Origin of the sequence: Sinomicrobium soli (genome assembly GCF_003285545.1) — a bacterium.
Lineage (GTDB): Bacteria > Bacteroidota > Bacteroidia > Flavobacteriales > Flavobacteriaceae > Sinomicrobium.
In genome coordinates this window covers 169349-182359 of record NZ_QLNV01000001.1, presented here as the reverse complement: position 1 = coordinate 182359, position 13011 = coordinate 169349, and the positions used below count along the sequence as shown (strand labels likewise).

Here is a 13011-nt window from a genome sequence, read left to right as displayed (position 1 = left end):
TCAGCATTTATACACTACGGCATTGAGATTCATGCCGGCGCCTACACTTGCAAATATAATAACATCTCCCTTGTGAACGGATTGTTGCTCTATTTCTCCTTTTTTGACCATATCGAGCAGGGTGGGGATGGTGGCTACCGAACTGTTTCCCATTTTGTGTATGTTCATGGGCATGATGCCCGGGGGAACCGGTTTGTTATAAAGACGGTAGAAGCGCTTGATAATGGCGGCATCCATTTTTTCATTGGCCTGGTGAATGAATATTTTCCTGACATTATCTATGGAAATTCCGCTTTTATCCAGGCATTCCTTCATGGCCTGGGGAACATGGATGCATGCGAATTCGTAAATTTTTCTGCCGTGCATTTTGATGTAACGGATATTTTGCGGCAATGCCCTGTTATAAGAGCCTCCGTTAAAGAGATATCCCACTTCGTCGCGGGTATAGCTTGCACTTTCGAAGGCGAGGATACCGCAGTCTTCTTCACAGCTTTCTACTACCGTAGCTCCCGCACCGTCGGAAAATATCATGGAATCACGATCGTGCCTGTCAGTGACACGGGATAGTATTTCGGCCCCTATGACCAGGCATTTTCGTGCCATACCGGCACGTATAAAGGCCTGGGCCTGTATGAGACCTTCTACCCATCCGGGACAACCGAAGATAAGATCGTATGCCACACATTTGGGATTGCTGATGTTGAGTTTGTGTTTGACGCGGGCTGCCAGGCAGGGGATGATGTCGCCCTGTATGCTGTCGTGGTTCACATCGCCCAGATTATGGGCTACTATAATATAATCCAGGGTCTCGGGATCTATTCCCGAGTCCTTTATGGCATTTTCGGCTGCCACAAAGGCTATGTCTGAGGTGTTGAGCTCTGTTTTGGCATAACGGCGTTCGGCAATACCGGTTATGGCTTCGAATTTTTCAATAATGGTTTCGTTGGGGGTATCGAATGGAACTCCGTCGGAGTCGAAAAATTCGTGCTGAAGAAAAGCTGAATTCGACTCTTTTTCGGAAGGGATATAACATCCTGTTCCGGTGATCTTGATATTCATTGTTCAATGATTTTTGCTAAAGGTATGCAATAGATATTTATTTTTGTTATGCATGCATAACAAAAAATACGATGCCCAACCCCTCCGCTTGAAAGTTTTCAGGGCCTTGGGGTAGCGCCCAATGAAACAAGGCTTCATGATATACGATCTCATAAAGCCTTGTAAATATTGCGTTTTGATGCGATTATTCCGCTTCGGCATAGGTTTCTATCGGGGCACAGGTGCACATGAGATTACGATCTCCATAGGCATCATCGACCCGCCTTACGGAAGGCCAGAATTTATTTTCCCGGATGTGTTCCAGCGGAAATGCGGCCTGTTCCCTGGTGTACGGATAGTTCCATTCTTCTGCGGTAAGCATCTCCAGGGTATGGGGTGCATTTTTCAGTATGTTGTCCTGCTGTTCCGGGGAAGTGTTTTCAATTTCCCTGCGTATGGCGATCATGGCATCACAGAAGCGGTCCAGTTCTTCCCTGTTCTCACTTTCGGTAGGTTCTATCATCAGGGTGCCCGCTACGGGAAAGGAAACCGTGGGAGCGTGAAACCCGTAATCGATAAGGCGTTTTGCGATATCGGTAACCTCTATGCCCTTTTTCTTGAAAGACCGGCAGTCCACGATCATTTCATGTGCCGCTCTTCCCTTTTCCCCGGTATAGAGTACATCGAAATGCCCCTTGAGCCTGTCTTTGATATAATTGGCATTGAGAATGGCATACCGGGTGGCCTGCGTAAGCCCGTTGACCCCCAGCATTTTGATATAGGCATAGGAGATAAGGCATACCAGTGCGCTTCCCCAGGGGGCTGCCGAAATTGCCGTTATTCCCTTGTTTCCGCCTGTTTCTACGACCGGATTGGACGGAAGGAACGGTACCAGGTGGTCCGCTACGCAGATGGGGCCTACTCCGGGTCCTCCCCCCCCGTGAGGAATGGCAAAGGTTTTGTGCAGGTTGAGATGGCAAACGTCTGCCCCTATGGTGGCCGGATTGGTAAGGCCTACCTGGGCATTCATATTGGCACCATCCATGTAAACCTGCCCCCCGTGATGATGAATGATCTTTGTGATCTCCCTGATCGACGATTCGAATACGCCGTGAGTCGAAGGGTAGGTCACCATCAGCGCTGCAAGGTTATCCTGGTATTTTTCTGCTTTTTGCCTGAGGTCATCAACGTCTATATTTCCTCTTTCATCGGTTTTGGTGACCACTACTTTCATTCCTGCCATCACTGCTGAGGCGGGGTTAGTACCATGTGCCGAAGCGGGGATAAGGCAGATATTGCGATCAAAGGAACCATTGGCTTCGTGATATGCACGGATAACCATGAGCCCTGCAAATTCTCCCTGGGCGCCCGAATTAGGCTGTAGAGAGGTGCCTGCAAACCCGGTGATAACATTGAGCTGCTGTTCCAGTTCGCCAAGTACCTGCTGATAACCTGCTGCCTGCTCCAGGGGAACAAAAGGGTGTATATTGGCCCATTGGGCCATGCTCAGCGGAAGCATTTCGGACGCGGCATTGAGTTTCATGGTGCAGGATCCCAGCGAGATCATGGAATGGGTGAGCGAAAGATCCCTGCGTTCCAGTTTTTTGAGGTACCGCATCAGGGCTGTTTCCGAATGATAGCGGTTAAAAACCTCGTTTTCCATAAATGCGGACTGTCGTTGCAGCTCTACGGGAATCGCAGATTCGCCGGTAAGCGTTTCTACAATAACGGGAGTTTTGGCTGCAACGTCAGCAAACACGGCTATGATCTCATTGAGGTCGTCTATGGAAGTCGCCTCGTTTACAGCGACGGATACGGTCTGCTTGTCGATATACAGAAAGTTTATTTCCCGCGCCTCGGCCACTTCTTTTATCCGGGAAGCATCGGCCCGGACCACCAGGGTGTCGAAATAGGAGGTGTTGAGCTGTTCGTACCCGAGCTGTTGCAGGATGTGATCGAGGGTCACGGCCGAATGGTGTACCTTGTTTGCGATATACCTGATCCCTTCCGGTCCGTGATATACCGCATACATTCCTGCCATTACGGCAAGAAGCACCTGGGCCGTACATATATTGGAAGTGGCCCGGTCTCTTTTGATGTGCTGCTCTCTTGTTTGCAGCGCCATACGAAGTGCCCTGTTGCCGGCGGTATCTTTGGTAACCCCTATGATCCTTCCGGGGATATTCCTTTTGTATTCCTCCCGTGTGGCAAAATAAGCGGCATGTGGACCGCCATATCCCATGGGGATACCGAAACGCTGCGTGGTACCTACTACCACATCGGCCCCGAATTCTCCCGGTGGTGTGAGCAGTGCAAGGCTCAGGATGTCGGCGGCTACGGCTATACTGATATTGTTTTCATGAGCTTTGGCCACGAATTCCCTGTAGTCGTTCACGGCTCCGTATTTTCCGGGATACTGCAGGATGGCACCATAGTATTCCGCAGAGAAGTCAAAATTCCCGGGATCACCTGTTACCAGTTCTACGCCAAGGGGAACGGCCCTGGTGCGGAGTACCGAAAGCGTTTGAGGCAGAATTTCTTCGGAAACAAAGAATTTGACGGTCCCGTTTTTTTTCTGTTCCCTGGACCTTACTTCGAAAAGCATGGCCATGGCTTCGGCCGCAGCGGTACCTTCGTCCAGAAGGGAAGCATTGGCCAGGGGCATCCCGGTAAGGTCGGATATTATGGTCTGGAAATTGAGCAGGGCTTCCAGCCTTCCCTGGGAAATTTCTGCCTGATACGGGGTGTATGCCGTATACCAGCCGGGATTTTCCAGTATGTTTCTCTTGATTACAGATGGTGTAAAGGTCTGATGATATCCCAGGCCGATATAGGATTTGAATACCTTGTTGGAGGAAGCGAGCTTCTGAATATGGTATATGAACTCACTCTCACTCAACGCATGGGGAAGTTCTAAAGGCGTATTGAGCCGGATATCGTCGGGGATGGTCTCACTGATCAGGTCTTCCAGACTTTCTGCTCCTGTGACATTTAACATGTGACCGAGGTCTCCCTCTCCGGGACCGATGTGACGTACTGCAAAGGAATCTGTTCTCATTAGATGTATTTAAGTGTAAGATATGGAACTCATCCTGAAAAAACAGATGAGTTTACCAGATTGTGATTATCGCGCAAAAGTACATTATTATATTTTTTTTAATAGATCATTTTCAAGTTGTTGTAAAAAAGTTTTCAACCACAGTATGAAGTTAGAGCTTGTTTAAACTAATTCCAATTGGCTGCAAAATGATCTTTTTACCCCATATTTCGTCTTTTTCTTGCTCCGTAGCTATGGCTATGTAGCGCAAAAAAGCTTTCATCTGGGGCAAAAATCTCTATTTTTCGCTGCAATCAAATCAATTTAAACAAGCTCTTAAAAAACACGGTAGGAAGAGTGTATTAAATGAGAATACATTCTATTCTTTATTTTTGTCCGATGAAATGGCTGATACGCTTGTTGAATTTCTATATCGAGGCGAGTATACATGTGGCACTGTCTGCCGGTATGCTCACCGTTATTACCATGTTTAATTTAGACCTGCCTTTTGACGGGTATGTGTGCCTTACGGTATTTTTCGGGACCATCGTAGGGTATAATTTCATAAAATACGGCAGTGAGGCAAGAAGGTTTTATGTGGTAAGGACACGTTATGTGAAAAGTATTCAGTATTTTAGTTTTGCCTGTTTTTTGTGCTGTGTTTTTTGTGCCATACACATCCGCTTGCAGGGCCTTATGGTGTTGGGCGGTTTGGTATTGTTGTGCTTTTTCTACGCCGTACCCCTTAATGCCTCGGTACGTAACATACGTAATTTTCCCGGCATTAAGATCTTTATCGTGGCCCTGGTATGGAGCGGGGCTACGGTATGGCTTCCCCTTGCCGGTAACATGGAGCTGCCGGTTTACGGCAGGGTGTCGGGCGCGGATATGTTAATGGAGGGAATACAGCGATTTCTTTTTGTGATTGTGCTGACCATTCCCTTTGAAATACGCGATATGGCCGTGGACGACCTGTCGCTGGGGACCATTCCCCAGAAATTCGGAGTAAGAAGTTCAAAGTACATGGGTACGGCAGTCCTTTTACTGGTGCTGTTGCTGGAATTGTTCAAGCGAAAAAGCAGTCTGCCGGATTTTGCGGGACTGTCCCTGACTTCGGTATTTCTGGGAGTGGCACTATGGTATTCGCGTGTTGAACAGGGAAAGTATTATTGTAGTTTCTGGGTCGAGGGAATACCGGTTTTATGGATGGTATTGCTGGTAATTCTGAAAGGGTTATAAATAAAAACTGATAGATATGAAGTATATACTGTTGTTTGTATTCGGGCTGTTGACAGCGGGGGCCAGCGGCCAGGTAAAAGACGTGGATATCACATCGGCAGGTTCGAAAGAACTGCAGAAAGGTTTCCTTGTAGATGTTCGCACTGCGGAAGAATTCGGGGAAGGACATTTGCCGGGAGCTTTAAACCTGGATTGCCTGGAGCCGGATTTTCTGGCGCAGTGGAAAAACATAGACAAGGAAACGCCGGTATATGTGTATTGCCGTACGGGGAAACGCAGCGCGCGTGTTTCGAAATCCCTGGATTCCCTGGGATTTCAAAATGTGACCAACCTGAAAGGGGGATACGAAGCCTGGAAAAAAAAGGAGGATAAAAAATAGCCTTAAATCAATCCTGCCCTTTTCAGTAAGGCATCCGGATTGGGTTGCTGCCCCCGGAATCGCTCGTACAGGATTACGGGATTTTCCGTACCTCCCCTGGAAAGTATATTGGTTTTAAAGCTTTCGGCGACTTCCTTGTTGAATATTCCCTTTTCTTTAAAGAGTTCGAAGGCATCTGCATCGAGAACCTCTGCCCATTTATAGCTGTAATAACCGGATGAATACCCTCCCTGGAAGATATGGGAGAAAGCGGTACTCATACAGGTTTGCGGAGTTTCCGGGTAGAGATTGGTTGCAGAAAATACGAGGTCTTCGTGTTTTTTGACATCCCTGACCGCTGTGGGGTCCGTGGCATGCCAGCTCATGTCAAGGAGCCCGAAACTCAGCTGGCGGAGGGTTTGCATACCCTCCATAAAGCTTGACGACTCTTTTATTTTCCGGATGTATTCCATTGGGAGATCTTCCCCGGTTTCATAGTGTTTGGCAAAGAGCTCAAGGGCTTCTTTTTCATAGCACCAGTTTTCCAGTACCTGGCTGGGGAGCTCGACAAAATCCCAGTATACGCTGGTGCCGCTTAACGAGGGATAAACGGTATCGGCCAGCATGCCGTGCAGGGCGTGCCCGAATTCGTGAAAAAGGGTGGTTACCTCGTTAAAGGTAAGCAGTGAAGGCCTGGTTTTTGTAGGCCGGGTAAAGTTGCAGACAATGGAGATGTGCGGGCGTTCTTCCCTGCCATTCTTTACCGCCTGAGGCTTGTACGATGTCATCCATGCCCCGTTCCTCTTTCCCGGTCGTGGGAAGAAATCGGCATAAAACAGGGCTATGAACCTGCCGTTGGTGTCTGTGACCCTGTAGGTGAGCACTTCCTCGTGATATTTGTCGACGTCCTTTATTTCCTCAAAGCTGAGGCCATACAGTTTATGGGCTACCGTAAATGCCCCTCGGATAACGTTTTCCAGTTTGAAATAAGGCTTGAGTTTTTCGTCGTCAAGTTCGAAGAGCTTTTGTTTGAGTTTTTCGGTGTAATAGGCCCCGTCCCATTTCTGCAATGGGGTTATCCCGTCCTGTTCACGGGCAAACTCCTGTAGTTTTTCAAATTCCCTTAAAGCAGCGGGTTTTGCCTTTTCGAGCATTTCGTTCAGGAATTCTTCCACCTTTTCAGGAGAGCCGGCCATACGCTCTTCGAGCACGTAATGGGCGTGGGTTTTATACCCGAGGAGACGGGCTCTTTCGCAGCGGAGGCGTACGATGCTGAGTACGGTATCCCGGTTGTCCAGATCGTCGCCGTGAAAGGCCTTGCTTCCCGATGCAAGCAGCATTTCCTTGCGCAGTTCCCGGTGATCTGCATAGGTCATGAAGGGGATAAAACTCGGGTAATCCAGGGTAAAGACCCATCCTTCCTTATTCCTGCTTTCCGCGAGGTTTTTTGCAGCCTCTACAGTTCCTTCCGGCAGCCCGGAGAGCTGGTTGCTATCCGTGATGTGAAGTTCGAATTTATTAGTCTCGGCCAGTACGTGTTCCCCGAATTTGAGGCTCAGGGAGGATAGTTCTGCATCTATTTCCCGCAGCCTCTTCTTTTTTTCTTCTTCGAGTGCCGCCCCGTTCCGGGCGAAACTCTTGTACTGTTTGTCGAGCAGGGTGTATTGTTCGGGGGTAAGCCCGAGGCGATCTCTTTGTACATAAACCTCTTCCACACGACGGAAGAGTACCTGGTTGAGGCGGATGTCATTTGCAAACGCGGAGAGCAGTGGGGAGATCTCCCGGGCCAGTTGCTGGATCTCCGTATTGGTTTCGGCACTGTTGAGGTTGAAGAACATACTGCTGAGCCTGTCCAGGTATTCTCCGGAAAATTCCAGTGCCTCCACGGTATTGGAAAAGTCGGGAGGGAGCGGATTGGAAGTGATGCGATCTATCTCTTTCCTGGTATTTTCGATTTCCCGTTCTATGAGCGGCAGGAAATCGGATGATTTTATTTTGCTGAAGGGAGCGGCCCCGTATGGAGTGTTGAATAATTCTTTTGCAGTACCACACATATTACAACTGGTTTTTAAGCCTACGAAGATAGTGTATATGCCCGAAAAGAAAAAGGGGAGCAGGAGGAGGATATATAAAAAAGAAGCTGCCCGTAAGGGCAGCCTCTTAAAATTACCGTGCTTATTAAATTAACATTGTTACATGTTAAACTACCCCAAAAATAAACAACAGTAAAAGTCTAAACCAACCATGAATCTTAAAACAACTAACTAATCCAGAAATATGATTTTGTATTGTCGTTTCTGTTTTATCAGCGTTGTTATCAAACAACAGGACAAATATCCGGCAACTTTTTCAAATAGTGCATTGAAGCATATTCTCATCGGTAAAATTCGACAAAACGAATGAAATTATCGATAAAGTGCGTAATTGTATCGCAAAGTCCGATAAAAATCAGTGATCGCACGGGGGGGTATAGTCATAATGTCATTTGTGGTGTTTTGCAGTGTTCCGCAAATAAGAAAAGGCCGTCTTTTCAAAAGATGGCCTTTTCTGTATATTCCTGATGAATGGTAAATTGATGATTTTATTCTACATCCCAGAAAATCTTTGTAGATAGTTCATCACCTCCCATGGCCGTAACTGCTGCATTATAATTTTCTGTGTTACGGCTGGCTTCTGCAACCGGATAGGTATAACGTCGGGGAGTAGGTAATTTTGACAGAGCTGTAACCTGCATTTCTGGGTATCCTAATCTCCTGTAAGTGGTCCAGCCTTCAAAAGGCCTGTTGAAAAGAGATATCCATTTTTGAGTAGCTATTTTTTCTTTCCAGTCTCCCTGGGCAGTAGAATAAGCTACATCAGGGTTAGAAAGATAAGCGGAGGCTTCGCTGGATGATTCCGTCCAATATTCTACTGAGGCTGTAACTGCATTATTGTAATGTTCTTCAGCAGTTCCCCCTACTGCGTAACCTCTCTCAATAGCTTCAGCTAATAAGAATTCTACTTCGGAGTATTCTATGATGATACCTTCTAATGTAGGTTCGTCAAATATAGCACCAATTTGAGAGCTATTGTCATAGCTGTTTCCCCTGGCAGCAAAAGAACCACCATCATAAACACCTTCTCCCAGATTTTGTTTGAAATAGACTGGACGTCTTGGGTCTTCCAGTTCGTTCATTTTATCTACGATAGTGTTGGCAGCTACAAAATCTGTTCTTCCGCTTTGTACCTGAACTTCCCATATGGGGTTGGTATTTGGAGCGCCCGGATCATATTGTATTGTAGCATTGTCATCATTTGATGTAAAAACACCTCCGGAAACAGCTTCCTCTGCCATTGATTTAGCTTTTGCATTATCTACATCGGCATATCGAAGAGCCATACGTAGTTTTAAGGAGTTTCCTAATTTTATCCAGCTTTCGATATCTCCGCCATAGATGAGGTCAGCACTTGTAAACCCAGCATATTCCGGGTTTAATGTAGAGATTGCATTGTCCAGACGTACAGTCAGGTCTTCGTATACAGCGGCATCATCATCATATACCGGAGTTGTATTTTCCAGTACTTGCAAGGCTTCGGTATAAGGAACATCTCCAAAAGAATCCACAAGTACATGATAGGCATATACTGTGAGGATTTCTGCCATAGCAGATTTATTGGCCAATACTTCCGGGGCTTCTCCGGAGCCTTCACTATTCGCAATTATTTCAGATGTTTCCTTTAAATCCTTTAATACATCCCTGTATAGCTCCAGCCAGTGACTTTCCGGGATACCCCGGGTTCTGAGATTGTAATTGGGTTCGTCCGTATAGGTTGTCGCTGTCCAATATTGCCCAAAAAACCTGAAAGCACTTCTATTGACGCTGGGATGGACCATTTCATCAAACAACGCCTTAGTTGCCGTAGGGAATAAAGTTTCCGCCGGTACATCAGTAGGCTTTTTAGTATCCGTATTCAGCCCTTCATTCATGTCTGAGCATGATGATATGCCAAATAGAATGACAAAAATATATAACAGTTTTTTCATTACTTTCATCGTTTAAAATTGAAGTCTAATATTAAATCCGTATTCCTTTGCAGTTGGCATTGGACCAGATTGAATTCCTTGCCAGTTCCCGGAACTTAAACCTGCTTCGGGATCGGTATAGGGAGTGTTTTTGTCTATAATCCACAGGTTTCTTCCCACAGCAGAAAGCGTTACATTTTGGAAAGGTAATTGATCTATTATTTTGGAAGGAAGAGAGTAGGAAAGCGTAACTTCTCTTAGTTTTATGTAGCTGGCATCATACATATGGGCTGCATTAGGACCTCCTGTGCCCGCCGCATTATATCCTAAAACATTATTGGAATCTTCCATGCTTCCCCTGGTAGTATTAGGAGAGCCATCAGGATTTACACCGGGAAGGATAATACCACCGCTATTTGCAGCATAAGACCCGTCATCATTCTGTACAATTGGATCCCTTTTTGGGTTTCCAAGGTCGTTAAGACCTGCAGTTTCCGGGAATATCCCTGTTGAATATCCATACCAGGAATCTAATGAGAAGATATCTCCACCTCTCTGTACATCTATAAGGAAGCCCAATGAAAGATTCTTATATCTGAGCATGTTCTGAATACCACCTTTCCAGTCTGGATTTATATTACCAATAGGCTGCGCAGCAGTATCTACCAAATATGCACCTGTTTCAGGGTCAACTACACGTTCTCCATCGAGGTATACAAAATTTGACCCCCAAATTGAACCATATTGTTCTCCAACGGTAGCATTGATGGAAACTCCTCCCTGGTAACTCGCCATTTCGTAATTGTTAACGCCCTCATAAAGGGATAATACTTCACTTTGGTTCTTGTACCAGTTGATATTTACCTTCCATTCAAAATCTTCGGTTCTAATGGGAGATCCATAAAGATTTACTTCCAGGCCCTTGTTTTCAATTTCTCCAGAGTTTACCCATTTATAGGATGCTCCCGATGCGTCTGAAACCCTGATAGGTTGGATCTGGTCTTTGGAATTGTTCTTATAGGCTGCAAAGTCAAATCCTAATCGTCTTTGGAAAAAAGCCATTTCCAAGCCAAGTTCCAAGCTCGTTGTAGTTTCATTTTTTAATACGTTGTTGTTTACGTATGTAGCATACGAGAACATTGGTACTTTGAAATTTGTCGGCGCGTCGAATACGGTATATACCGATAATGGCGGGGCATAGTTCCCAACTTCAGCATAGTTTGCCCGGAACTTACCGAAAGTAAGCCATTCACTGTCAATTAGATTGGAAAATACAAAAGCTGTAGATGCCGAAGGGTAAAAATAAGTGTTGTCATCAGTAGGGAGTGTTGACGACTTATCTATACGACCCGTCAGATCCAGAAACAAGAGATCATTATAGCCAAAAGAAAGACTGGTGAAATAACCGTCTGCAACCAGTTCTGAACGTTCTTCCAAAGGAGGTTCCAGTAAATTTACTGAATTGGAGAGCGAATAAAGTCTTGGAATGACCAGTCCCCCATTAGTCTGAGCGGTAATATAGTCTTGTGACAGAGTTCTTTTAGTGGCTCCTAAAGTACCGTTAAAATTGAATTTTTCACTGAAATCCTTGCGGAAATTAAGTAAAAGGTCATAGTTCAGTTCGGTGTAATTACCATTATATCTTTGATATTCTGATACGTCTTTACTTCCAACCGCAATCCTTTCTTCCCTTAAGTCACTGTATGTATCTAAAGAAACACGGGCTGTAGCAGAAATCCAGTCATTGATCTCATAATCCAAAGAAATATTACCGAATAATCTGTTTCTGGTGTCATTTTGATAATTTTCATATCGTTCCCAATACGGGTTATCCGTATAAAGAGGGAAGAGGTACAATGGGTCGTCCGGATTTATCGATGCATAGTTCCAGGTTATATTTCGACGAGTTGCAAAATAAGCATCTCTTTGATCTTTGAAATCTACGTTGGACTGGTTCCATTGTAGCATGCTTTGCATAAGGTTTCGTCCACTGTATCCTGTACCTTCCCGCCCTTTGCCGTCAGTTTTCGTAAATGTGGCTTTAGCAGAAGCTGTAAGTTTATCGGTAAAATTATATGAACCATTAAAATCAATGGAATTTCTCTTTAACTTACTATTGGGTAATAAACCTTCTTGATCCAGATTGGTATACCCCATGCGGAAAGATCCGTCTTCATTACCTCCTGATAGGGATACGCTGTTGGTAAATGTGGTTGAAGTCTGAAATATATACTCCGGTCCATGCTTCGCACCAACCCAAGGTGTAGCTTTCATATAGTTTGGAGATTCCGGATAAAAAGCATCCCATTGATATATCATTAAATTGGGGTCAAATCGTCCTCCAAAGGATGCATCTTCGCCAAATGGTGTTACCAGATCTTTCACCCCATCACCATTTACATCAAAATCGTTGAAGTAGGAAGCTTCATCATCTCCGTAATATTTCCCGTATCCTGCACCGTATTCTTTTTGGTACTTGGAAAAAGTGTCTTTGTCGTAGGAGCCAAAGGTTATTCCTGAATTAATGGTTACTCCGATGCCTTTTTGAGTCTTACCTTTTTTAGTAGTTATGATAATCGCACCATTAGCTGCTCTGGAACCGTAGAGTGCTGTTGCTGCAGCTCCCTTAAGAACGTTGATGCTTTCAATGTCCTCAGGATTGACATCCATGGCAGCATTACCATAATCATAACCACCTCTACCAGACATTTGGTTGTCAGTATTTGTGTTCGAGTTACTTATGGGTGTACCGTCAATAACAAAAAGCGCCTGGTTGTTTCCTGTAAGAGAAGAATACCCACGTAATATTACATTGGATGAACCTCCAAGAGTGCTACTTTTCTTAATATCCAACCCGGCAACTTTACCAGAAAGAGAATTGACAAAATTGGTTTCCTTGGCAGTGTTTACCTCATCACCACCTACTTCCTGAGTGGCATATCCCAACGATTTCTTTTCCCGGGTTATCCCCAAAGCCGTAACCACAACTTCTTCCAGGCTCTCCGCATCCTCTTCAAGGGTTACTGTTATATTCGATGAAGCTCCTATTTGTACTTCCTGGGTCTTCATCCCTATATACGAGATCACCAGGGTCTGCCCTTGGCTGGCAGTTAAAGTGAAGTTACCGTCAAAATCGGTCTGGGTCCCTGTAGTGGTACCCTTGACCAAAACATTGGCTCCCGGAAGCGGTAAGCCGGAAGCATCGTTAACCGTACCTGAAACGGTTTTTTCCTGTGCATAAGATAGATAGTGCACAGTTAACGTCAAAAATAACGTTAAAATTAAACTGATTTTTGTTCTCATGTTCAAGTGAATATTTTGAATTAGTTCGTCAAA

The 13011-nt window shown here is 45.4% G+C and carries 7 protein-coding genes; 2 read left to right on the top strand and 5 right to left on the bottom strand.

What is annotated here, in order from left to right:
• Together DN748_RS00865 and gcvP are read right to left on the bottom strand one after the other, a co-directional pair.
• The gene (locus tag DN748_RS00865) at positions 1-1059 is read right to left on the bottom strand and encodes a 3-oxoacyl-ACP synthase III family protein (protein ID WP_112369871.1); all 1059 of its coding nucleotides are present in this window, start codon (positions 1057-1059) and stop codon (positions 1-3) included.
• Positions 1060-1243: 184 nt separating this feature from the next.
• Entirely contained in the window at positions 1244-4096 is a 2853-nt protein-coding gene (gene gcvP / locus DN748_RS00860) for an aminomethyl-transferring glycine dehydrogenase (protein ID WP_112369870.1), read from the bottom strand.
• A gap of 378 nt (positions 4097-4474) precedes the next feature.
• Between gcvP and DN748_RS00855 the strand changes: the two genes are divergently transcribed.
• Together DN748_RS00855 and DN748_RS00850 are read left to right on the top strand one after the other, a co-directional pair.
• Positions 4475-5314 (top strand): UbiA prenyltransferase family protein, encoded by an 840-nt coding sequence (locus tag DN748_RS00855; protein WP_112369869.1) that lies wholly within the window; start codon positions 4475-4477, stop codon positions 5312-5314.
• Positions 5315-5330: 16 nt separating this feature from the next.
• The gene (locus DN748_RS00850; RefSeq protein ID WP_112369868.1) at positions 5331-5693 is read left to right on the top strand and encodes a rhodanese-like domain-containing protein; all 363 of its coding nucleotides are present in this window, start codon (positions 5331-5333) and stop codon (positions 5691-5693) included.
• 2 nt (positions 5694-5695) lie between these two features.
• Here DN748_RS00850 and DN748_RS00845 read toward each other — a convergent pair whose 3' ends face one another.
• From DN748_RS00845 to DN748_RS00835, 3 genes are all read right to left on the bottom strand, one after another.
• Positions 5696-7726 carry a M3 family metallopeptidase gene (locus DN748_RS00845; RefSeq protein WP_112369867.1) on the bottom strand — a complete coding sequence of 677 codons (2031 nt, stop codon included), beginning with the start codon at positions 7724-7726 and terminating at the stop codon, positions 5696-5698.
• Between the two features lie 527 nt (positions 7727-8253).
• Positions 8254-9696 (bottom strand): SusD/RagB family nutrient-binding outer membrane lipoprotein, encoded by a 1443-nt coding sequence (locus DN748_RS00840; RefSeq protein WP_112370084.1) that lies wholly within the window; start codon positions 9694-9696, stop codon positions 8254-8256.
• A 12-nt stretch (positions 9697-9708) separates the two neighbouring features.
• Complete coding sequence (locus DN748_RS00835) at positions 9709-12978, bottom strand: SusC/RagA family TonB-linked outer membrane protein (RefSeq protein WP_112369866.1); 3270 nt, start codon at positions 12976-12978, stop codon at positions 9709-9711.
• Positions 12979-13011: the final 33 nt, after the last annotated feature.

Coding starts and splice junctions, on each gene's coding strand:
- DN748_RS00865 (WP_112369871.1), bottom strand. CDS start 1,059: ATGAATATCAAGATCACCGGAACAGGATGTTATATCCCTTCCGAAAAA.
- gcvP (WP_112369870.1), bottom strand. CDS start 4,096: ATGAGAACAGATTCCTTTGCAGTACGTCACATCGGTCCCGGAGAGGGA.
- DN748_RS00855 (WP_112369869.1), top strand. CDS start 4,475: ATGAAATGGCTGATACGCTTGTTGAATTTCTATATCGAGGCGAGTATA.
- DN748_RS00850 (WP_112369868.1), top strand. CDS start 5,331: ATGAAGTATATACTGTTGTTTGTATTCGGGCTGTTGACAGCGGGGGCC.
- DN748_RS00845 (WP_112369867.1), bottom strand. CDS start 7,726: ATGTGTGGTACTGCAAAAGAATTATTCAACACTCCATACGGGGCCGCT.
- DN748_RS00840 (WP_112370084.1), bottom strand. CDS start 9,696: ATGAAAAAACTGTTATATATTTTTGTCATTCTATTTGGCATATCATCA.
- DN748_RS00835 (WP_112369866.1), bottom strand. CDS start 12,978: ATGAGAACAAAAATCAGTTTAATTTTAACGTTATTTTTGACGTTAACT.